Source organism: Parabacteroides massiliensis (assembly GCF_900155425.1).
GTDB classification, from domain to species: domain Bacteria; phylum Bacteroidota; class Bacteroidia; order Bacteroidales; family Tannerellaceae; genus Parabacteroides; species Parabacteroides massiliensis.
This window is the reverse complement of the sequence record NZ_LT700192.1, coordinates 143435-167697: the sequence shown is the minus strand read 5'-3', so window position 1 is coordinate 167697 and position 24263 is coordinate 143435. Positions and strand designations below refer to the sequence as shown.

13 protein-coding genes are annotated in these 24263 nt (G+C 45.0%); 3 read left to right on the top strand and 10 right to left on the bottom strand.

Translation table 11 applies throughout. The annotated features are described in order from the left end of the window. Nucleotides 1-56 precede the first annotated feature (56 nt). The 8 genes from BQ9893_RS19495 to BQ9893_RS19460 form a co-directional block, all read right to left on the bottom strand. The gene (locus tag BQ9893_RS19495; protein WP_075967594.1) at nucleotides 57-1265 is read right to left on the bottom strand and encodes an alpha/beta hydrolase family protein; all 1209 of its coding nucleotides are present in this window, start codon (nucleotides 1263-1265) and stop codon (nucleotides 57-59) included. Between the two features lie 57 nt (nucleotides 1266-1322). Then, nucleotides 1323-4475: a DUF5107 domain-containing protein gene (locus BQ9893_RS19490; RefSeq protein ID WP_075967593.1), complete on the bottom strand. Its 3153-nt coding sequence runs from the start codon at nucleotides 4473-4475 to the stop codon at nucleotides 1323-1325. After that, complete coding sequence (locus tag BQ9893_RS19485) at nucleotides 4472-7471, bottom strand: glycoside hydrolase domain-containing protein (protein ID WP_075967592.1); 3000 nt, start codon at nucleotides 7469-7471, stop codon at nucleotides 4472-4474. Before BQ9893_RS19485 ends, BQ9893_RS19490 begins: the two co-directional genes overlap by 4 nt. An 18-nt stretch (nucleotides 7472-7489) precedes the next feature. Further along, nucleotides 7490-8497 carry a sulfotransferase family protein gene (locus BQ9893_RS19480; RefSeq protein WP_075967591.1) on the bottom strand — a complete coding sequence of 336 codons (1008 nt, stop codon included), beginning with the start codon at nucleotides 8495-8497 and terminating at the stop codon, nucleotides 7490-7492. Nucleotides 8498-8501: 4 nt separating this feature from the next. Continuing rightward, nucleotides 8502-9680 (bottom strand): chromate efflux transporter, encoded by a 1179-nt coding sequence (gene chrA / locus BQ9893_RS19475; RefSeq protein ID WP_075967590.1) that lies wholly within the window; start codon nucleotides 9678-9680, stop codon nucleotides 8502-8504. A gap of 1 nt (nucleotide 9681) precedes the next feature. Next, nucleotides 9682-11169 carry an aryl-sulfate sulfotransferase gene (locus tag BQ9893_RS19470; RefSeq protein ID WP_075967589.1) on the bottom strand — a complete coding sequence of 496 codons (1488 nt, stop codon included), beginning with the start codon at nucleotides 11167-11169 and terminating at the stop codon, nucleotides 9682-9684. A gap of 80 nt (nucleotides 11170-11249) precedes the next feature. Then, a complete protein-coding gene (locus BQ9893_RS19465) occupies nucleotides 11250-12788 on the bottom strand; it encodes a RagB/SusD family nutrient uptake outer membrane protein (RefSeq protein WP_075967588.1) in 1539 nt (512 codons plus the stop codon). A gap of 19 nt (nucleotides 12789-12807) precedes the next feature. Continuing rightward, nucleotides 12808-15966 carry a SusC/RagA family TonB-linked outer membrane protein gene (locus BQ9893_RS19460; protein ID WP_075967587.1) on the bottom strand — a complete coding sequence of 1053 codons (3159 nt, stop codon included), beginning with the start codon at nucleotides 15964-15966 and terminating at the stop codon, nucleotides 12808-12810. 395 nt (nucleotides 15967-16361) lie between these two features. Between BQ9893_RS19460 and BQ9893_RS19455 the strand changes: the two genes are divergently transcribed. Further along, the gene (locus tag BQ9893_RS19455) at nucleotides 16362-18032 is read left to right on the top strand and encodes a putative transporter (RefSeq protein WP_075967586.1); all 1671 of its coding nucleotides are present in this window, start codon (nucleotides 16362-16364) and stop codon (nucleotides 18030-18032) included. Here the strand turns inward: BQ9893_RS19455 and BQ9893_RS19450 are convergent, their stop codons facing one another. Together BQ9893_RS19450 and BQ9893_RS19445 are read right to left on the bottom strand one after the other, a co-directional pair. Next, nucleotides 18033-19217: a THUMP-like domain-containing protein gene (locus tag BQ9893_RS19450; protein WP_075967585.1), complete on the bottom strand. Its 1185-nt coding sequence runs from the start codon at nucleotides 19215-19217 to the stop codon at nucleotides 18033-18035. It abuts the gene before it with no gap. A gap of 128 nt (nucleotides 19218-19345) precedes the next feature. Next, nucleotides 19346-21511 (bottom strand): DUF4906 domain-containing protein, encoded by a 2166-nt coding sequence (locus BQ9893_RS19445; RefSeq protein WP_075967809.1) that lies wholly within the window; start codon nucleotides 21509-21511, stop codon nucleotides 19346-19348. Nucleotides 21512-21701: 190 nt separating this feature from the next. On the opposite strand from BQ9893_RS19445, the gene BQ9893_RS19440 reads away from it, so the two are divergent. Together BQ9893_RS19440 and BQ9893_RS19435 are read left to right on the top strand one after the other, a co-directional pair. Next, complete coding sequence (locus tag BQ9893_RS19440; RefSeq protein ID WP_075967584.1) at nucleotides 21702-23093, top strand: Mfa1 family fimbria major subunit; 1392 nt, start codon at nucleotides 21702-21704, stop codon at nucleotides 23091-23093. 20 nt (nucleotides 23094-23113) lie between these two features. After that, complete coding sequence (locus BQ9893_RS19435; RefSeq protein WP_075967583.1) at nucleotides 23114-24016, top strand: FimB/Mfa2 family fimbrial subunit; 903 nt, start codon at nucleotides 23114-23116, stop codon at nucleotides 24014-24016. Nucleotides 24017-24263: the final 247 nt, after the last annotated feature.

The following is a 24263-nucleotide window of genomic DNA, read 5'->3' as shown; positions in this document are numbered from 1 at the left end:
CGAGCCACAAGGCCACCAGAAACACCCAACAGACCACTCTCTTCATATCGATGAATCTATTTCAGCACCTTGTCGATCCACGGCAGCACCCATTCTCCTTTAAAATAATGATTCTTCGGATCGACATTGACTATTTCGAAAAACACATCCCGGTTGATACCCTCCGGAACTTTCTCTATTTGTTTCCGGTCTTTAGGATCGGCAAACTTCTTATAATGATAGAACGTGAAGTTCTCCGGTTTACCGGCTATCCGATAGGCTTTGCCGATCAAGTCGAAATCGCGGTCAAGACCGCCTTCCGTACAAATAACGGGACGGGGAGCCAAAGCAGCAACCAGATCGGGGAAATCGAATTGCGTCAAAAAGCCCGGTATCAAATGCTCGATAGAGTTCGGGAAAGGACGTGCCCCTTTCGAATCAGGTTCTGTCATTACCAAAATTCTTTCAAGCGTACGGCACAAGAAATCATTGTAGACAAATGCATATATGGACGGATCCAAAGCGCCTAACACCATTAACGGTTCGGTCCCTAAAGAGAAACCGCTGACGATGATCCGCTCTTTATTCACAAAATCCTGTCCTTTCATCCAGTTCAAGACAATCCAATCCTGATAAGCGGTCAGTCCCAAATAACTCCATCCCATTTCGAGCAAGATACGGGATGTATTCAAATAGTCGAAATAACCATTGTCCGAAAGTTCGGCACAGGAGGTGTTATCCACCGCAACCGCCACCAATCCTTTCTTCACATAATGCAATGCCATAGCCCCTTTCTTCACTGGTTCGACAGGCTGCGAGGTCAACTCATAATCTCCTTCTGTTTCACCGGCCAGTCCCTCTTTACTTCCCCCAAATCCGGGTATACAAAGCACGCCGGGTGCTTTATGGGCGGCATCGACACCATCCGGGATCAACACCAGATAAGGGACGACACTGCCCGGCAACGGATAGGATTCCCATTTCTCAACCCGATAGCCATCCCGCTGAACCGTTTTGACACAAACCGGAGCCGGTACATCCGATTGTTCAGGAAAATGCATCAACTCTTTCATTGCTGTACGCAGGTTGGATTGCCACTCCTTAAACTCGGCAGGTGTAAATGACGGATCAAAGGCATAAGCCGGCTTTACTTGCTCCAACATGTATTGAACAGAACCTCTGGAACTCAGGAAACGCCCGTCTTTACGATTGGTAGTTATCTGAGCCTGCCCTATCACCGGCATCACAAACAAAAAAATCAACAGACTATTAATAAGTTTATTCATAACAAATCTTTTTATGAAGGCACGTCAAATGTTATTAACGACCACAGATGACACCTTCTATTGAAACAAACGAACGATCAAACCGAAATTAGAATCACGGAAAGAAGTCTCCCAAGGCGTCGTATCTGCCGGATCATTCCGCGACTGAAGCAGTCCTGCAGCCTTTTCTTTTTCTCCCCTATAGATAGCCGTACACCATTGTGCCACACGATTTTCAGGGAAATCTGTACTCCAAGCGGCAACCATACGATCCGCTTCCTGTACCTTCCCGGACTCACGCAGAGCCAATGCATTCAACAAATTACCGGAACCGAAATGAGAACGGGATGTTTTATATCCGGCCACAGCCGATAACAAAGCGGATGCTTTCCGACTATCTCCCAGCCCGGCTGCTGCTTTCGCTTCCAGATAATCTTCCAAACGACTATCGATCATATTGTCATAAGGTTTTCCAACCCCTAAGTTCTCCGGCCACTCCTTAGAGGCCTCCACGCTTTTCATTACCTGCTTATAGTTCTTGTGGCTCAACTGTTCCATTGCCTGATACAAATTAGCCTCGCGGTAAACCGCACGTCCCGCATACGAACCTTCATTCGGAAGGACCTGCATCTGGCTTAACAAAGAGACACAGGGACGATACTGACCTGTCTCACATAGTGCCTTCGCATATTTCAGACCGATATAGTAGTTCGACGGATACTTCTTCATGTATATCTTTCCTGTCTCAGCCGCCTTCTGCCACTGCCTATTGGCGACATAATAATTAATCAAGGCAAAACCTGTACGCCATGACATCCCGATCTGTTCCGCCTTTAACAGGTCAGCCAGCCGGGATTCGCCCTCTTTTAAAGAGGCCCGGCTTAAATAGAACGGTGCATAGTCCGTCTCGCCACAATTTGTCAATAACTCCAATGCTTTTGATTTATCCTGGTTTGCCCATCGGATCAAGGCTTCATAATAATCGATCTTCCAGTCCGGTTGCACCGTCTTCGCCCATGCCAGCGCATTCAAAGAAGAAGGACGGAAAGGAAAGACCATCGCCGGAGAAAGAGTTTCGGCTCGTTGCAACATCCTGCGGCTTTCATCCTCGTTGCCAGTCTGATGTAATAGATAAGCCTGCTTATAAAGGGCTATCGGATAGTCTCCCGCACATGACAGAAGAGACAGCGCCTCTTCCGTGCAACCGACCGATTCATACCATTCAGCCAGTTCCATATAAGTTTCAAAAGGCAGCTCGTTGCGAATCAAAGATTGAAGATCATCGATAGGATGTCCCGAACCTTCACCCTGGTAGAGCTGTTCAAAACGCGCCGCATGATACAAGGGAAGGTCTTCCAACAACGGATTGATAAGCGCTTTGGCTTCTTTCAACCGGCCTGTCTTACGATAGACTACCATTAAAACATGGTCGGCACTCAGATTCATCCGGTTGAACTCTTTACTCCTCAATGCATAATGTTCAGCCTTTGCCCAGTTCTTTTCGAGCAGGAACATCTCGGCTAATTTTTCGTATGCAGCGCTACGTACTTCCAATGAATAGGAAGCAATCGAAAAGCCGTCTTTGGCATCCGTATAATTCCCTAAGGCCTTGTTGCACAACCCATACAAATAGTTGACATTTCCTTCGTACGTGTTGATGCTTAACGCCGTTTTACAACGGGCAAGCGCTTCATCATAGCGTCCCTGGCGATAATACAAAGAGGCCAATTTAGTCAGTGCCGGCACGAAATAAGGATCTTTTTCGAGAGAGGCCAATAAAAACTTCTCTGCCTTGTCAAGTATTTTTTGATTCATCCATTGTTCTCCTTGCGTATAAAGACCATATGCCGAGTTCCAATCAAAATCAGCAGGCAGTTGTTTCGGGCGACTGGTGATGTTATCCGAAGGGACTTCCGAATAGACCAACAAATCCTCTCCTATCACAATTTTCAATTTACCGGCTGCAACGGCTTTGTTTAACGGGATAGAATCTTTCCATGTTTCCAAGACATCGCAATTCAATGGGACGGAATGTACTTCCTTTCCTCCTTCATATAGTTTTAATGTCGTAGACAATTTCTGCAAAGGAGAAAAATACAGTTTTAAAAAGCCATCTTCCCTCAACACATTAAGCGCTCCGATACGGCTCGCCTTTGAAACGCCTTTTATTCCTTTTACCGGAAACCAGTACTCAGTCCATTGATCGGTTGCTTGCGGCCCGAATGCCGTATGTTTATAAGGAGTAAAAGCGCTGTTGGAAGCCGGTTGGTTGTACATACGTCCCGATTGCAGTTCGATATACTGGCCGTCAGTATCCGTCAGCAGGTCTTCCCAAATGCCACCCTCGCGGGAAAGTCCCCACAGGAATATCTTCATCCCCAGTTTTTCGTCATAATCTGCATGATGGATAGAACCGAAATCTTTATCATGCCAGTAAGCGCCATAGAAATCGTTATACTTTCCTACGATATGGTAAGATTTAGAATTACCAAAGTCATTCTTTTCATACCAAGAGATGTCGCGCCCCTGTTCATCCAACGGGAAAGAATGGAGTTCTCCGCCATGTCCGATATAGTTGGTTCCCGGATAGCAAAACTCAGCATTTCCGGCTGCCGGATAACCGGCATTCATCCATTGGTAGTAAGGCTGGTCGATGGAAGAACTGTTATGCCAGGTCGTTGTCGTCGTAAAGTAAGCCTTATCTTTGGGCAGATTCACCTCTACAGTCCACAGCGTCCGGGTAACCAGTTCATAGGAAGAGACATAACAACTCACGCTTCCGTCCGGTTTCTGCCGGGTCACGTAGTCGACCGGCGTACTGGATGTCGGCGCATGGCCGATAATGCCGAAGTTAAACTCTATACCACCCGATGTCCAGGGACCACGCATGGCTATATCACGGAACTTCACGACATGGTTGTTGTAGATAAACTCCCTGCCGGTGGTTTTATCTACCGCTCCCCATATCTTTCCGCCTATTTCGGGGAAGAGAGTCAATTTTATATAATCGTTTTCAAGAGAGACAACTTTCCATTGCCGGTCGATCCCTTTAGCTGAAAAGCCATCGAAACGAAAATAGGGATAGAACAGATCGGAAGGGTCCGCCACCGGATCAGGATCAGAAAACGGATAGGTTTTAACCGTCTCTACTGTCTCGGTCACAACCGCTTGTTGCGCAACCAAGGGTTGCAACAACGAGGTCGCACAAAGAAGGATGAAAATCTTTTTCATGGCAGTTCGTTTATCTGGACAATAATCAACAAACCTTTGCCTTTCGGGACAACAATCTCATCGCCGGGTTTCCAGTTGCCTTCTTGTTGGAAATTCTCAATAGCCGGAGCATGCAATGTCACTTTTGATGGATCGAGACCCAGTTTGGCCCAGTCTACAGAAAGCTTCACCTTGGCATCCGAATCTTCCCATGTAGCCAACGAGATCAACGCCTTATCGCCCTTATGGCTGTATACAGTCGCCAACGTCTTTTCGCTACCTGTCTTCACCGGATTATCTTTCACCCAATAACCGATCATTTCACTATTCTGCATACCGAAAGAATCCCACAGTTTCCACAGAGGTCCGTTGTCCACACGAGGACTTCGTCCCGTCATGCCATACAGCATGCCGCGCCACGGATTACCTCCGCCTTCCAGCATCTCGCCCATAAGGCCATATGGAATACCTGAAACTTCAATCAACCAGAACTCGGGCGGGAAATCATAATTGAAATATTCACCGAACCACAGACGGTCGAGATATGGGAAATGTTCCAGATACAAATTGGCGCTATTGGCAAAACCATCTTTCGGATTATACTGGTTGGCTGAATGCAAGTCAATCATCGCCCCCGGATTCGTGCGGTTCATCACCTTGCGGATACGCTTCATTGTCATCCGGTCGAAAGCCAAGTCGTCAATATACAGCCCATCAATACCGACATTCTTCACCAACCAGTCGAGCCCTTCCAGATAATAATTATGCCAACGGGAAACCCCGCTGTTCACAATCGCCGCATCTTTCAATCCGGGCACAAACCAAGCTCCGATATAATTCTGGTCCAAATGCTCTTGCAGCCAGGAGAAGCCGCCACCGGGACCTTCCGAGAATATCTCATTACCCAAGCTACGCAAAGCGAACATTTCCACGCAACTGTTAGACAGTTCGCGAACGGTGTTGTAAATCTTCACCTTCATGTTGCGGGCATGAGCTCCATCAATATAAGCCTTCATCTCCTTCGTCCGCAGGAACGGGTAGTTGATAAACGGATTGATAGCATTGGCATGATGGATATTGATGACATTGGCTCCACGCTTTTGTATGCCATCGAGAAACTCATAGCTATGATAATAACGTTCACGCCATTGTTTATCCGTATCGATCGGGCGGAACGGAGTCAAAGCCAAATTGAAATAGTAATACAAGCGGTCTCCCTTTTTCACCGTACGCTTACCGGAATAGGCGTTGATACGCGTCCCGTCAGCAGCTTTCCGGATATCAATACCTCCATTTCCTGCATTACACCAAGACTCCGGCATATGAAGCGGTTTCTGATGATAGAAATTGGTATTCAGCGGACGTTCGTACTTATTGTCATACAGACGAATCTGGATACCGGCATTGACATCGCCCACCCAAACTGCATCCTGGTTTTTCTCTACATCCCATTTCCAACGGAGATTATCCGGGCAGAAACCACCCTTTTCTCCCAAACCCATCATATAATGTCCGACACCGGAGGCTAAATGTGTCCGCAGCGCCACATCTTCCACGGAAGCATCTTCGCGGGCTACCAGTGTCACTTTATATTCTATATTTCCATCCGATTCCATCTCTCCTTCCAGGTCCATCAGGAAACGGCTGTTCTGATTGAGAGCTTTCCAAGCTATTGCACCTTGTTTATGTTTGGTGATTTCAAAATTCAAGTTTTCCCACACACCGCCATCGGCAGCCAACTCCATTGGGGCAGCCAAGACACTACGCCCATTCGTATCGATACCGGTCATCGTTTCTTTGAAATAGCTGGTAATATGTTCCGGCAGACCTAAGTCAGAGAGTTTGACCTCACGTCCCAGACAACTGATCGTTTTGTCCTTCATCACCAGCGGTGTATAAGGAGCAATCACTTCATCGTCAAAGCCGATCTGCGAGTTCAGCCAGCGCAGGCGGGAATGGCGCCAAGGTTCGTTATCGCCATGATTAGCTATCACATTTTCCGAGACAGTCAAAGAAACCTGTACGGCCTTACTTTCGGCGTTGGCAGCTGAGACAGTGACCGTTCCCTGATAGGTTCCGGCAGAGAGATGTTCCGGCAATTGCGTTCCGATCCACAAAGCCTGCACTTTCCCTTTTTCCACAGAGCAGTTCTTTTCAAAAACAGTGCCAGTCACATCCGTTCCCTCCGTATTGAAACAGGTAAACGAAGAAGCAGGTATCTGCTCTCCGGTCGCTTTATTCGTAAGGGCGGAAAAATCGACATGCAGCTTCTCTACATTCGAACGAGCGGCCCAGACACCGAACTGGAAAACATAATATTCTCCCTTATCGGCTTGTCCGTCAAAGAAATCATGCCGGTTGTCGGCAATCCATTTATAAGGAATATCCGTTGTCATACGGATGGGGTATTTGCGGTCTTCCGTAAAGAGAATATATTTCTCTCCGGGACGTTCTTTCAATAATTGCGCTGTCTCTTTCGATGTCGCGATCACCTCCATCGGATAGAAACTGTTCATCTCATTGATTGCCTGGAACTGTACGACTTTAGCGGCCGGAAGAGCGGGAGCTTTCTTTCCGGACAGTTTATTTTTCTTTATCCAGTCAGCCGAAGCCGTATTTTCAAAAGCAGGGTAATTGACGGTCGGATAATAAGGACTACCGCTCATTACATTCTTCAGATAATAGATATAATATTCTCCGGGGACAGTCTGAGGTTGGAAAACGACCTCTCCCCGTTCACGGTCGATAGCGAAACGACATACATTCGTGACACGTTCACCCGTTGCAGCATCTACAACAATCAGATTCTTCGCTTCCGGATCCAGATCACGGCGCCGCCATTCGATCGTAGCCAATACGGCATCGGCCGGTTTATCAACAGCGACGACAACCCGATGGTTTCCCAACGAATCGGCATTCCATGTACCCACCCCATAAAGAGCGTCTGTGGGTACATCCTGTGCCTGTAAGCCGGTAAAAGCAAACAGGCTGAAGAGTGTAAATAATAATTGTTTCATGTGGACTATTTTTTATCTTTAATAATGCTTTATACGATTGATTAATTCATCTTGCGGACGTCTTTTCGCCAAGTCGGCGGGATCAGCCTCGCGAATAAAATCATTCTTCAGACGAATATTCTCTTCATTAAAATAAGCGATTTCCTCATCGGAGAAGCTATCTCTGAGTAAATCTGCCGGCGTACATAAAGAATACCCCAGTTGCTGCAACATATCTCCTGCGACGGATTCAAATATAGCAATATCTTCTGAAGATAATTCACGCAGAAATTTTTTTGTGTTGTCTTTCAGAATCGGTTTGGTTACATTTGCCCACATTTTGCCAGCTACCGCTGTATTTTCAGACTCCCGGCTTTTATAATAATCCATCACCTTGTCAGAATAAGGAAGATGTAGAAAACCACAAAGCCGCCGCATGACTTTTTCCGGATCGGCAATAAGCGATTCGTAATTCAGCATAAAGAAATGATCAGCTGCCGTTCTGTCTTTCAAACGAAGGGCTGCCTCCTGGTCCTTTTTCCAATTTTCAGCCAATGCATAAATATGTTTCTCTCCGACAATAGCCTTTTTGAACGAAAGGGCCACATCACGGCCATCCCTGTATAGATAGATATAATAAGGACGGATTCCTGTAGATTCGATACCTTCTGCATATAGCATATTTTTCATGCTTTTACAAAGCCAGAAAGAAGCTCCGGCCTGACGGGCTGCCGATTCATAAATCACCCTGAACAACTCATATAACGTCTGTTGCCTGCAAGAAGCCACCACTTCGTCCGTACGAATGGCAATGCCCTCCCAAGGCACCGGATTCACCGTAACCAACTCGCATACATCCTGTGCCAACCGATAAAAATTAGACCGATCCGCCAAATCGCCATACTTGGGAAGCAACGGCAAGAAACGTTGGAGAATATGGGGAGGATGGGGAGCAACAATCTCCCGGATTCCGTCCAACATTACGCGCAACAGATTGGAACCGGATCGTTGGGTTCCTATCATTTGTATACCTTGTATTGTATTCATAGAATTAGAATATGATAAAGCCCGCCACGCCTGCTCCGATGATCAGGTAAACCGGACTGATTGTGTATTTTAGTGAAATAAAAAATGTAACCAGGAAAATAAGAGCCGAAACGATCGACGGCGCAATCGTTTGCCCGATCGTAACGGCCGAAGCAAAGATCATACCGATAACAGCAGCCCGTACGCCTTTCATGGCCGCTTTTACGATCAATGACTGATTCAGTATCTTGACAAAACGGGATAGCAGCACGGTTAATACAGCCGGCGGAGTAAACATTGCTAAAGTTGCCAACAACGCCCCCGTGACACCTGCCACTTTATACCCGATGAAAGTTGCTGTAATGAATATCGGCCCGGGAGTTATCTGCCCGATCGCTATCCCATCGGCAAACTCAGCCGAGGTCAACCAGTTCAAATTCTCCACGAACAACTCATGCAAAGCCGGGATAACGACATATCCCCCGCCAAACAAAGTCAGGCTGATACCGGAAAAGGCCGATATAATCTGAATGCTTTCCGGAGCGCCCGGATATTGTCCTCCCCAAAGTAATATACAGAGTAATAGTAAAAGAACGATTCCGGAAGTTATCAACTGCCTGCGTCCCGTCTGTATCTTTCCATCAGAAACAAGACCTTGCCCCACAGGCTGGCGAAACAGGAAACAGCCGGCTATTCCACTGCTGAAAATCAACAGAAAAGTAACGGCAAAGCCCCCGATAAAAATCAACGACAAAGCCGCCAGCAAACAAATGACCCATTGGGCAGGCAATTTGATAGTCTTCCGTGTCATCCCAATCGCGACCGTAACGATCAAAGCTGTTATAGCGGGTGTGATCCCGCTGAATACATTCTTTACCGCCGGTATATTTCCGTAAGAGAAATACAACCACGAAAGGAATATGACCAGTAAGAATGCAGGAATGATGATTCCGGCAAAAGCGGCAATTGCCCCCGGTATGCCCCTTAAATGGTATCCTACATAAGCAATCGTATTGACGGCTACCGGTCCGGGCAAAACGGAAGTCAGAGAAATTCCATCCAGCAGATCTTCTTCTTTCAGTTTCTTGTCAACTTCCACCAATTGCTTTTGTACAATAGCAACCAGTGACATATAGCCGCCAAATGCGGTAGCACCCAGTTTCAGGAATGTAAAGAAAATATAGGAAAGTGATGTGGATCCCATATTATTTGATTTCTTTAAAGTATTTATCCCAGGTTTCCTTCGGAACATATACCGCCCGATAAGGAGCGAAATGTAAAACACTCTCCCAAAGAACCTTACCATCCTTATCCGTAACCATCACCGAACCTGTCTTCGAACTGCATTGCAGCAAATTCCCATTCGGCAACATAGAAGCATTTCCCATACGGGAAGTATATCTATCGGCAGGCAATAAAGCATTGACCGTTGTCTCGGCCGTACGTTTTTCTTCATCCAACCGAAAAGCCTTGCCACCGGAACGTTGGTTATGCAAGCCATTATCGAAAAGCATCAAATCGCCGTTTTCCATAATATAAGGCGAATGCTGGAAAGAGAAATAAGCCGTTGTGTCCATTTTAAAATCTCCGTCCCGTCCAAAACGCCAGACCAGTTTGCCACTTTCGGCATCCACCTTCCATATCTGGTCTTCAATAGGAACCGACAACAGATAATTACCGTCTTTATCAAAGCAAAGCCCGTTGATATGGAAACGGTCGTACCGATATTCCCCGATATGCGGATCTTTCTCTATATCCCATACATTCCAAACAGACCATGTCTTCAACACTTTTCCTAAGGTATCGATCACCATAATGCCATCACCGCCCAATGTATCCGTCTCCATTTTTCCATTGACCGGAATTGCCGCCACTTTTTTCGGACGGAACAGTGTATGTATGTTGTGGTCTTCATCCATCAATATTTCATGATGGATCACCTGAAGATCTTTTTCCTTTTCTACTTTATCCAAATCGAGGCGCCACATCGTTTCCCCTGTCAACGACACTTCAACCAATCCGGTCCCACCGGCAAATCCGATTGAACCGCGGCGCATCGGTTTTTTATGTTCTTCGTTACGTACTTGTTCCGGGGTCATAGTATAATCATCTATAACATCTTTCACAAACGGACGAAGCATTGCCAAGAATGTCCCCCGCGGAGTCAGAGAAGCAGCACGTACGCCAATATCTTCAACCTGCCAGTACCAACGAACCTCTCCTTCGTTGTCGATCAACATCATATAGCCCGGCAGACGGCCGAAACAGACTAATATCATCCCATCTCCCAATGCCTCCGTATCATGAGGATGTCCTTCATTAAACCAATGGTTCACCAGCCAAGGAGATTGTTCACGGGTCTTAAAAGTCAATTCTTTTGATTTTTGTTTAAATAGATTATCGATAACCACACGATAAGTATATTCGGTATTGGCCTTTAAAAGTAACAAATCCAGATGATGAAGCGTATCTGCCGGAGAAGTACGGGTCCGATAAGACTTTCCGGTCTCTTTTTCCGTATATTCAATATAAACAGGAGCAGGCTTGGCTATCGAAATATCCACCCGGTTATACATGGCCGTATTACGGGGTGAAGTCAGGGTTATCGATCTCAATGCATTTTTTTCAATCCATATAAAAATAGCTGACAACAGACAGCAGCAGGCAACAACAATTCCTATCAAACGCTTCATATCGATCTTATGTATTAATTGAATATAAAAGAAGGAAAGAAGGCATGCCAAAACACACCCTCTTTCCTTAAAAAAATTATTTATTTAGGTAACCGTGAAGGATTTTCTGCTGCCAAATTCGGATTCAATTGGGCATCATTCAACGGATACGGGAAATACCGCAAAGCAGAAGTTACATTTGTCGGCTGGGAGATACCCAGTTTCTTTAAATGTGCATTTACGATTTCCTCATATTTTCCAAAACGGATCAAGTCCGCACGACGCTGGAATTCAAATACAAGCTCATAACCACGTTCTTTAAGAATAGCATCGTTCATGGCTTCTTTCGTCGTAGGAGCCGGGAAACGGTCATGTTTGCCATATTCCGGTGCACCGGCACGAGCACGAATCTGATTCAGGTAAGGAAGAGCCGCAGCCGGACCATTCAAATTATTCTCGATTTCAGCCTTGCAAAGGATAACATCCGACAAACGGAATATACAAATGGTACGTCCATCATAATAAGCATCCGAAATCATATCGTATGTATATTTCATGGTAGCCACGTTTTGCATATACTTTGTCGTATCATTCGGAACAACCGTCACACCCTCCTCCGGAACCATGTAATGAAAACCGTAGCTAGATTGGTCATCGCGTTTTGCATCTCCCGTATAATCATAATAGAAGAATTCACGACGCGGGTCTTCTTTGTCATAACTGCGCCAAAACGGAAGAGATACGCCATAATACTGCCAACGTCCCGGTACATCCGGATGATCCGACGGACCAAAGTGACAGGCAATTTCGGCAGCATTCTGACCCGTTTCATGCAATAATGCAAAAATCATCTCCTTTCCATATTTGTTGTTTTCCGACCATACATATTTGAAATCGCTTTCCAATTCATACTGGCCACTGTTCAACACCATGTCGATATATGTTTTTGCATTTGCATAATCATGGTTACGCAAGTATATCTTTCCCAGCAAAGTAGCAGCTGCACCACTCGTGGCACGAGCCAGGTCCTGGCCACTCCAACTTGCCGGCAAAAGGTTGATACATTCTTTCAAATCAGAAATCAAAGCAGCTTCAATATCGGCTACCGGAGTCAATGCCGCATCATTCATGGTAAACGGATTCTTCACCAATGAAGTGATAAAAGGAACCGGACCCCATGCATCCGTCAAATCACGATAAGCCATTGCCCGCAAGAATTTGGCCTGTCCTTTTACCAGATTCTTCTTTTCTTCCGACATGTTGACAGCATCTACATTATCCAGAATCGTATTGGCATTCGATATCACATTGTACATATCCCGCCAGTTGTTGCTGAAATAACGGTTGCTGGCATCATACGTCATGTTACTCAGTTTAGTCGGGTCGCCGGCTGCTGTAGAATAACCCATATCGGTAGCATAATCGGTAATCATAATCATATAACCACCATAATACAACCAAGAATCACCCGGATAAGGATTCATATCCGAATATAAACCCACTACGGCAGCTTCAATATCCGACTCTGTTCCATAAGCATTCGCCGTCGTCAAATTACTATATATTTCAGGATCCAGATCGGTACAAGCCGAAAACAATCCCATCGTAACCAGACCTAATAAATATTTCTTACAATTCATTTTCAAATTCTCCTTTTCATTAGAATGTAATATTCAAACCTACCGTATAAGTACGCATAGCCGGATAAGCATTGAAGTCCATACCAGCACCAGCATTTGCCGTTTGTTGGCTTCCTCCTGATTGAGCAGCCTCGTTAGCTTTCGTATCCACTTCCGGATCCCAACCGGAATAACCAGTGATTGTAAACAAGTTCTCGGCAGAGAAATATACCCGGCAAGAACTTACCACTTTTTTAAACGGAATCGTATAACCCAATGTCAAATTCTTCAGACGGAGGAATGAAGCATCTTCAACGAAATGATCGTTCACATATCCACCGTACTGTGAGTAGTAGAAACCGTTACGCGGAATATCCGTATTCGTGTTTGAAGGTGTCCAACGGTTCAATGCATCAGTCGTACGTTTCCATTCCAAGTTCATACGAGTCATGTTCAACAAATCATTACCAATAGATCCCTGGAAGAAAATAGACAAGTCAAATCCTTTCCATGCGAAATTGTTGGTCAAACCAAAAATCAAATCAGGATTGGCATTACCAATAATCGTACGGTCATCAGCATCGATCTTACCATCGTTATTGATATCTTCGAATTTCGGATCACCCGGTTTTGAATTGGGCTGTGGAGCGTATGTTTCTCCTTCCTGCAGAACACCGATATATTTCCATCCATACAAAGATCCGAGAGGTTCTCCCTCGCGCACAATAGCATAAGCATTTTCCGATACCGTACCGACCGGTTTAGCTGAAGTGATACGTATATCGCCGCTACTACCCAAATCCAACACCTTGTTCCGGTTGAGTGCCAAATTGAACTTCGTATCCCATGTGAAAGCACCCGTCAGATTATGAGAAGTGATATCCAATTCAAAACCTCGGTTCGAGATCTCACCGATATTCTGCTGTCCGGAAGTAAAACCAGTATAATAAGGCAAGGAAACTTTCAGCAACAAATCTTTTGTTTTCTTCCAGTAACCATCCAACGTAACAGACAAACGGTTATTGAAGAAGCCCATATCGAAACCGACATTATACTGGGTTGTCGTTTCCCACTTCAAACTGGCATTTTCCGGACTACTCTGGCTCAGGTGTGTACCCGGCGTATTGCTTGAGCCGTCCAGTGTGATATGGTTGGTGGAAACCAATGCATAGGAAGCATAGTCACCGATACGTTCGTTACCCGTGACACCATAACCGGCACGTACTTTCAAGTTGCTGAAAACGCCCCAGTTCTTCACAAACTCTTCTTCACTGGCACGCCATGCCAAAGATCCTGATGGGAATGTTCCCCAATGATTGTTCGATCCAAATCGAGAAGAACCATCACGACGAACCGTTACCGTTGCCAAATATTTATCATTGAACGTATAATTCACACGGCCGAAGAATGAAGCCAAAAGATTCTCGGTCTTGGCCGAAGAGATTCCTTTAATAGAAGCGGCACCCAAATTGTTCCATTGGAACAGGTCTGTCGAGAAACCTTTTCCGCTTGCAGAACGAGATTCAGCACTGTATTTTTCATACGAATATCCCAACATCACATTCAAGTCGTGTACGCTGTTAAAGGTCTTCATATAATTCAATATGCCTTCAAACACCTGCCGGGTTGCTCTGAAATCATACGTAGAAGCCACACCTCCTTCTATTTCCCCAGCATAAGTAGTAGATTGGGGCAAATAAGAGCCTTTGAAATTATGTAACATTTCGACACCAGCCGTAGCTTTAGCTGTAAATCCGTCAAACGGATGAAGTTCGAGAAAAGCTGTTCCGTTGAACTTGTCATTCACGACTTCTTTCTTACGTTCCAGCAAATTGGCCAGCGGGTTATCTCCACGTCCACCAGGAACACGTCCGTATGAACCGTCATCATTGTAAGGCTTTACCGTCGGATCGTAGCCCATCACACTCAACATTACGTTCTCGCCCAAAATATTACCACTATAAGATTGAGCGTTCGAACGTTCACGGTGAGCATACATCGTTGCACCGGCTTTAATGAAATCATTGATGGTTTGATCGACATTTACACGTCCGGAAATACGGTTAAAATCCGTATTCTTCAAAACACCTTCTTGTTTATAATATCCCAAGCTGGTCAAAACTTTTGTCTTTTCAGAACCGCCACGGAACTGAATGTTATGATCCTGCACCAATGCGAGCCGTGTACAAACATCCAGCCAGTCGGTATCTACCGTAGACTGTAATTGAGACGGCGTATAAGCTCCGTTCGGATTACCTTCCTGACCGGCGATCTCCTGATACAACGCATTTTGCAAATTCATATAATCCTTTGCATTGATGAACTCAAACGGATTATCCACCTTCTGGGCTCCCAGGTAGCCACTGTAAGAAATTTTATTTTCGCCTGCTTTTCCTCGTTTTGTTGTAATCAACACAACGCCATTCGCACCACGTGCACCATAAATAGCTGTGGCCGATGCGTCTTTCAGGATCTGCATGGATTCTATATCATTCGGGTTCAAGTTCAAACCTTCGGAAGAAGGGAAACCATCCACCACATAAAGAGGTTCGTTGGTAGACGAAATTGAGTTGTTACCACGGACACGTACCGAAATGGTACCACCCGGCGCTTTTGAACTTTGCGATACCTGCACACCGGCTGTTTTACCTTGCAACGCCTGAGCTGCGTTGCTCACCGTACCACCCAACACCATATCGTCAGCCGATACAGTAGAAATAGCACCCGTCAAATCTTTTTTCTTCACATAACCGTAACCGATCGCTACAACCTCATTCAGACCGATTGCTTCTTCATCCAAGCTGATGTTCAACACAGACTGGCTACCAACCTTAATTTCTTTCGTTGTATAACCGATAAAAGAAACAACCAGTGTTGCATTATTAGGAACATCCAAGGTATACTTACCGTCCATATCGGTACTTGTACCATTCGTCGTTCCTTTCTGCACGACATTTGCACCCGGTATAGGTTCACCGGCACTGTCCGTTACTACACCCGACACCTTTTTAGACTGCTGGGTGATCATAACACTTTCATTATTTGCTTTCGTCGCATCCACTCCACTTGGAATAGCGTACGAAGAAACGATGGAAGATATACATAATCCAGCTATAAGACCGGATCTTGACAATACCTTCCGCGTCTGAGAATCTGCTACGATTGCAGCAAGATTGTTTTTCAGTAAAGCGCTGTTCATAAATTTGAATTATTAGATTTATATCTGCATTACAATTGCATTCCTTTTTACAATAATTTTGTCAGAAAACTAACAATTGATCCAAACTCTGTAAGAGCCTAATCAAAATATTTGCACAAAAATACAATTATATTTGATAATTCACAAAAACAGACGCATATTTCTTGCTTTTTTTATAAAAGGACTCAAGAGAAACTAAAATATAAGCAAAACAGTCGTTTATTTTCTTCATAAAGTTAAATTTAATTCTTATACGGCCTATGACACGGTAAACATAAACAGGGCGACGATATGTAGACGATTTTGTCGCCGGATATAACTACTTATCGGGTCGTTACCGGCCTTCTTCTAAATTATTGCCTATCTTTGTGCCGTCAATAAACAGAGGGAAACTTATGAATTGGTTACAAGAGGCCTTTTTAGAACCTACGATGGTTCAGGCGGTTATCATTATTTCACTGGTCTCTGCACTCGGATTGTATTTGGGGCGGATCAAGATATTCGGTATATCACTGGGTATTACATTCGTATTCTTTGCAGGTATCCTGGCAGGGCATTTAGGGATTGTCGTAAATAAAGACATGCTTTATTTCGCACAAAGTTTCGGTCTGATCCTTTTCGTCTACGCATTAGGATTACAGGTAGGACCCGGTTTTTTCTCTTCGCTGAAAAAGGGAGGCGTAGCTATGAACATGATGGGGCTGGGCGTTATTGTACTCGGACTGGCTATGACGGTCGGACTGCACTGGACAACAGGAGTTTCCCTTTCCAATATGGTCGGTTTGCTTTGTGGGGCCGTCACCAACACGCCTGCATTAGGAGCTGCCCAACAAGCTTTGTTGCAGATAGATCCATCCAACACCAAAGGGGTGACAGACATGGCATTGGCGTGTGCCGTCACTTATCCGCTCGGTGTGGTGGGCGTGATCTTGGCGATTATCATCCTGAGAGCCTTGTTTGCCGACAAGAAACCTAAAGACCAGAGAGAACAGCGCGATACGACTACCTATGTCGCCGAATTCCAGGTTAGTAATCCGGCCATCTACGAGAAAAGCATCAAGGATGTGATGAAGCTGACAGACAAACATTTCGTTATCTCCCGCGTATGGAGAAACGGGAAGGTAAGCATTCCGACTTCAGACACCTTGCTCCACGAACATGACCACCTTTTGATCATCTCCGTCAAATCGGATGTCGAAAATATTAAAGTCCTCTTTGGCGAACAGGAAAATGTCGACTGGAATAAGGCGGATATCGATTGGAATGCCATCGACAGCCAACTGATCTCCCGCCGCATCGCGGTGACCCGTAACCGAGTGAACGGTGTAAAACTGGGTTCCCTCCGCCTCCGCAACCTCTACGGTATCAATATTACGCGTGTGAACCGTGCCGGTATAGACCTGCTGGCCTCTCCCGACCTGCGCCTGCAAATCGGCGACCGGCTGACAATCGTCGGAGAAGCAAACTCGGTGAACACGGTCGGAAAGATTTTAGGTGACGAGATCAAACGGTTAAAAAACCCGAACCTGTTGGCTGTCTTTATCGGTATCTCACTGGGCATGCTGTTAGGGGCGTTGCCGATCACGCTGCCGGGGATGAGCACGCCGGTCAAATTGGGGATTGCCGGAGGCCCGATCATTGTCGGGATCCTAATGGGAGCATTCGGTCCACGTTTCCATCTGACAACCTACACGACGATGAGCGCCAACCTGATGCTCCGTCAATTGGGAATCATTATTTACTTGGCGGGATTAGGAATCGATTCGGGGGCACATTTCTTCGAAACGGTTTTCCGGGCTGAAGGGTTGCTTTGGGTCGGGCTGGGATTCCTGCTGACGATCGTGCCGGTACTGATCATCGGTTTTGTGGCTTCGCAATTCTTCAAACTCGACTATGCGCATAATGTAGGGATGCTTTGCGGAAGCATGGCAAACCCGATGGCTTTAAGCTATGCCAACACGACTGTCGATGGCGACGAGCCTTCCGTTTCTTATGCCACCGTCTATCCGCTTTCAATGTTTATCCGTGTAATCTCGGCGCAGTTGGTACTGATGTTATTTACCTGATCAGGCTTTGGAGCACCTGACCAGAACCTTTTTCCCATCCGAAAGAGTGGTTGCAAAAAGAAAGACAGGACCACCGTCGGCTATCTTCGTCCGCTTGCGCAGTTCTTCTACTGAAAGGGGAAAATTGCGCACGGTTATATTTGCCTGAGGAAGTGTTTTCGAAAGCCCTTTACAGAGTTTCCCTGTAAAAGGCAGTATTTCGTCTACCCGGAATCTACGACCGGGGAATCCGGAAACCAACTGGTCCGAAGTATATAAATGGCTGCTCACCTGCAACTTCTTTACTCCCATCCGGACAGCTATCTGCTTAAATGCTCCGGCTTTTAAAACCGAGACATTCGGTTCATACAAATATGCACCGACCCGTTCGGCCAAGATCAGTCCGGCATTACGCTCCTCCTCCATTGTAAAAAGAAAAGATTGCACCCCGTTCGTCCCGAAATTGATGCACCGGATCGACGGCTGTCTGCCTTCCGCCCCGCGTTCCGTCACGAAAAGCAGTTCTTTGCATTCGTTTTTCACAGAAAGGACATGTACGGACGTCGTCCCCGGCAGCAGCTCCAAAGTCATTTGTATATCGGCCATCGGAGAGAGTTTTGCAATGACACGCGGAGAACGTTTCAAAAGTTCCGGCAACAATCCGGGCAGGTCAGGTTCGCAATCCTGCAAGGCGAAAACCCGTTTGTTGGATTCGCCTCGACGTGCAGGATCGATATAGAAGGCATCGACCACCGGAAGAGCTTCGACAAATTGAGTGATATCGCCATTTACAACCGTTATATTACCGGCTCCCAAGACGGAAAAATTATATTCCGCAGCTTCACAATAAGCAGGGAAACGCTCTATGTAAGTCAAATGTTTTGCCTTACGGGAAAGAAAATAGCTATCGATTCCCAAGCCTCCCGTCAAGTCACAGACAGTCCAGTCTTCGCCAACCAGTTCTTGCTTATAGGCAGCCGTTTGTTCGGAAGAACATTGTTCTGCCGCAATCTTTGAGGGGAAGGCCAGTCGCTCGTTCTCATACCACGAAGGCAATTTCTCCCGAATCTGCCTCCGGGCCGCAATCTGATCGACCAAAAAAGGGATATCCATTCCGGGGTACTTAGCGGCGGAAAGTAACAGACGAGCCAAATCATCTGCTGCATGTTCTTTAATAAACTGTATTTGTGATGTTGTTAAAAACATATAGACAACAACTATAGAGTTAAAAGATCGAATTGATTAAGTATATAGCATGATAAAGATACCGTTTATTTCCCAACCGGCAAATCTTTTCAGAACAAACAACGCATTTCCATCTTCCGCCTTTCCACTTATTCCCCATATAACACGACATCGGTTATCCAGGCAAAGAGATTGGCTATCAATTTAGAAGCATCATTATTTATCTCTCCTGTAGTGTTATTTATCCGGTTATCACTTGTACCTCCTGTTCCGGACAAAGAGTTACCCAAATCCGTATCTCCGATATAAACGATCCGTCTCGAATAGTCTACACCTAACACGATCCCTCCAGCCTTCCCTGTCAAAATCGGAGTGATTCCTTTCGCCGACTCGGTGTTCAAAAGTATTTCACCATGATAGGCATCGTAGTTACGAAATGAGAAACCCGGAGAGACCGGAGTATAAGATCCGCTTGTAAAAGGTCCGGTAGAAGTGAAGTAGCTATTATCCACGCTTGACGGAGCGACAGCAAACTCACCATTATTGGCGGTCAAATATTTTATATCGCTATTTCCTCCTAAAAGTTCATCGATCAGATATTTACTTACATCCGTGGCATCATAAGAGGCAATCAGCACACGGTTCTTCTTCGCCTTCAACCAATCATGTACTTTCTTCGCATCTTCATTTCCGAAATAAGCATTACCCATATAATGGACATATACGACATCAAAAGCCGCAAAAAGGGCATCTGTCAATCTATTATTATTTGTATTGGACCGTATCAGATTATACCCTCCACAAATGACATTCCCGTCCGGACCGAAATTATTCCGATTATCCAATATGCCTCTTATACCTCCTGCACGTCCGTCAGGAGAAACCGAAGCGACAAGATTAGTGCCCAAATTACCTAAGCCGGCATTAAATGTCAACAAATTGATTACCGTATTGGCTGCCACACTATATTTTTGCCGGACCGTCACCAAGATTTTCCACCGATGGGCAGTAATGACAAAACGCCGGACCGGACCGGCATCACCAGACATATTATCCTGTAAGGCCGTTACAATCAACCGACTGCCGTCCGGATTCTTTTCTACGGTAAAATAATCATCTGATAATGATTGTTCCTCACTTCCTATCGGCAAGCCATTGGCATCCGCCCACTGAAGCGTATAGTCGGTCAAGTCGGTAAACACATCTATGACTGCATTAGAACCAGCCTTGTTATTCAATACGATTTCGCGGGAAGAAACACCGAAATGATGTTCTCCGTCAAAAGACATATCTATCGTATTATCATCCCATTGTTGCACTTCCACCATAATATGTGCAGACCGGTTATTCGCAGCATCGTCAGGATTGTCCCATCCGGGAGCGGAAACCTTTTTTACATTAAATATATATTTATGATTACGCAGGATTTGCCCAAAAGAGTTTTCCTTGTTATCCGGGTCAAAATCCATACGATAATAACTCATCTTGTCGCTTCCATTATAGTAGCCACCGACGACGACACACGTGGCATTGCTTACCCGGTCGCTTTCGGCCGGAGAACTCGCCTCCGGCAAATAAAGTTGTGCGGAAAATTCATTTCCATCCTCCTCGGCAACAGAAAACATACGGCTGTTCACATTTGCCGTACTTTCGTCAGGGACACTCGGAGTTGTCACTTTCACAGAGCCCGCTTCATCAGGAATCACCTGCAACGAACTATTGGCACGATATGCTTTTACTCCCGCCAGTCTGAAATTCATAGCTTCGGTAGCGATAACATCCACACGGGCTATGGAGCGTAACATCTTTATTCCTGTGATTTCTTGTTTTTCCGTCGATGACAGTCCGGCAGGGAACTCATATTCGCCATACATCGGGAAATTGGATACCAGATTATCAAACTGCCGATTTATTTTCTTTTTCACGACATCTTTACTATCACCCGACGACGGTTCATTGGATATAACCGCTTCGTCTGTATTTGCCAAAATAAGCAATTCCACAGGCAAAGGACTCGCTTTCAAAAGAGCAGTGAATGTTGTCTGTTCCGTATTGCTATTGATAGATATGCCTGGCACCCGGTACCGGTATTTCCGATCTTCAAACACCAACACCTGGACTTCACTAATCAAAGACTCATGAATGGGTTGTCCAATCCCGGCTTTTGTCTTAGAATAACCTGTAGAAAAGGGAATCGTTATGACCATTCTCACTTTTATACCATCACCTGCATCATTTCCGGCAGGTATCTCTACCTCGTCATTACAGGATATAAAAAAGAGAATAACGGCCAGGATGGATATAAATTTTCTCATGATGCGTTTTTCCGATAAAACATGAATCATCGTCCTTTTGTTTCATTAATCTAACTCATTGTTTTTTAAAGAATATCCATTTTCCTTAAAAACGTAACCATTTGGACCGAACGGATGTTTTCATAGGACAATCGGATTAAACCGGATAAATAAAAAAGCAATATAAGTATTCACTAAAAAAAGCAAGCATATGAAAACAAGCAATTTGTGTATGACGTTATTTGCAGCATTAGCTATTACGGCATGCAGCGAAGAGAACGAGTTCCCTCAAGAATCCGCAAAAGATCCGAAAGCCGACCGCCCGGACGCGTATACCTCTATCGCGATAAATATTCCTCATACGACTATGACGAAAGCCCCTTCGGGCCGTGCCATTGATTCGGGGACAGCAGATGAAAACAAGGTCAAGACCTTGCATGTATTTATCTATGATACCGATCCCCCACATACACCGACGGTTGCCGAATTTACGGTAGAAGACAATTCCCTTACCCCTCAATCTTCCGGTAGCTCCACCTGGGTGACAAACAAACCTATCAAAACCAAAAAAAACGACAAATATATTTTTGCAGCAGTGAACCTCAACGCAGACATGGTCAACTACATCACGACCAATGGCCTCGGGGCATTCAGCTATAACGAGTTTGCTCAAGAAATCTCACAACTGGCAGACCCGACAAACGGCTTTGTCATGTTCAACACAAGTTATCCGGAAAGCACTCCGGCCGCAAACTTATATGAAGATGAAAGCCTTGCCCTAACAAACCGCATGTCTATTCCGGTTTCCCGCGTTGTGGCGAAAACAGCCGTATTTAAAGCGAATGACTTCGTTGTAAACGGAGGAGGAAAAATGACAGACATAAAATTCGGGTGGAGAAACTTGAATAAAAAGTTCTACTTCATACAAGATAAAAGAGACGGGATTATCAAGGATTATAACTGGGAAAATTATTCCGTATCGGACTTCGAAAGAGGTTCAGACGCCATAAACACATATCTCTCAGCCGATGTTCCGGCCTCTTTTTCCTATGCGCCGGAGAATTCATTCAAATACAGCTTAGGGCAAACAGAAATAAACGGAGTGACTTTTATCAGTGTCAGTGGAGTGTTTACGCCAGACAAAGTAATATCGACCACCAATCCTACGCCAACCCAACCGGCAGATTTTACAATTATCGACAATCCTAATAATTCCGGCAAAACTTTCTATGTTGTCAGAACAACCGATGGCATTGCCAACTATTTCGTAAATGGAACCATTGCACAACAATATGCCGAGCTTTGCAGCAATAACACTCCGGGAATGCCTTCTTATAACGGAACATACGCATTGGAAGAGAATACCTTTACTGATGGAATCTGTTACTTCCACATTTTCGTCAATGCCAATGCCACGTCACCTCAAGCGCCTTACAATGTTTACCGGAATCAGTATTTTAAGGTAAACATCCATAGTATACAAGCCCCTGGTAATCCTTCAGACAATTTCGATACCGGAGAAATACTAAAACCTGAAACATGGATAAGTACGGATATCGAAATCAATCCATGGGAGGTTTACGAAGAAGACTATGATCTATAATCCATCATTTTATCTGTGAAATGAAAGCTTGTTTAAAATGGATCATATTAGTTACCTGGTCATTCGCACTGACAGATTGTATACAAGAAGGCCTGCCGGAATGTATTCCGGACGAAACAGGTATCGTTCTTAAATTTCAATATCCGGCCGGCACAAATACCCCCGATAACGGAAATAGGGTCGATCGGTTATCTGTATTCATTTTTGACGACAAAGGTTTTTTCGTTTCACAAATAAATGATTCCCTGATATGGATCGATGATAATTATGAATTGGGACTTCCTTATACACAAGGAAGTTACCAATTTGTAACATGGGCGGGGTATGACGAGGCAACATACGGAACAACAACGTGCATTCCGGGACTAACGCATATAGAAGATTTTTTCTTGTTCCTGAAACGGGATACGGACAACCGGATTACAGTCCAACCCAAGTTGCTATATCACGGGATACATAAGACGGTAACATTGGATGAACACGAAAAAAAGATTGTCCGGATAAATCTAAAACAGATTACGAACCATATCCGTGTCATTGCCTATAATTTGGACAAAGCCTTATCTCATAACATCTATATCGAAGATGATAATGGCAAATACGGATATTCATCTTCGTTTACCAATGACGACCGGATTCTTTATACGCCTGTCTATATGAGACCTGCACAAGAGAGCGATACGTTAACAGCAGATTTCAATGTAATGAAACTTGATAAAAACCGGATACCGCATTTACAGATAGTGGATGGAACAAACACCGTTTGCTACGATGAAGACCTTATCGGAGAACTTCTGAACAAAAATCCAGATATTAATTTAGAGAACGAACATGATTTCACAATTGAAATCTCATTCAAGGGTTATAGCCCGATCGGCATAAAGATTAACGGTTGGGATATAAAAGAAAGTGATGAGATGTAACCGCTTGAAAAATCGTGTAAAGTGCTGCGGATATTGAAAACCCGACAAACAAGCTATTCCACTAATTGTTTCAAGGTTCGAAACTTTTGTATCTGCGGTCGAAACTTCTGTGCCTGCGGTCGAAACTTTTGTGTCTGCGGTCGAAACTAAAGTTTCAACCGAGGAAACTAAAGTTTCAAGCAAGTGAAACAAAAGTTTCAAGGCAAGAAACTATTTGAAACTAAAGTTTCACAAAAAATATTCACTG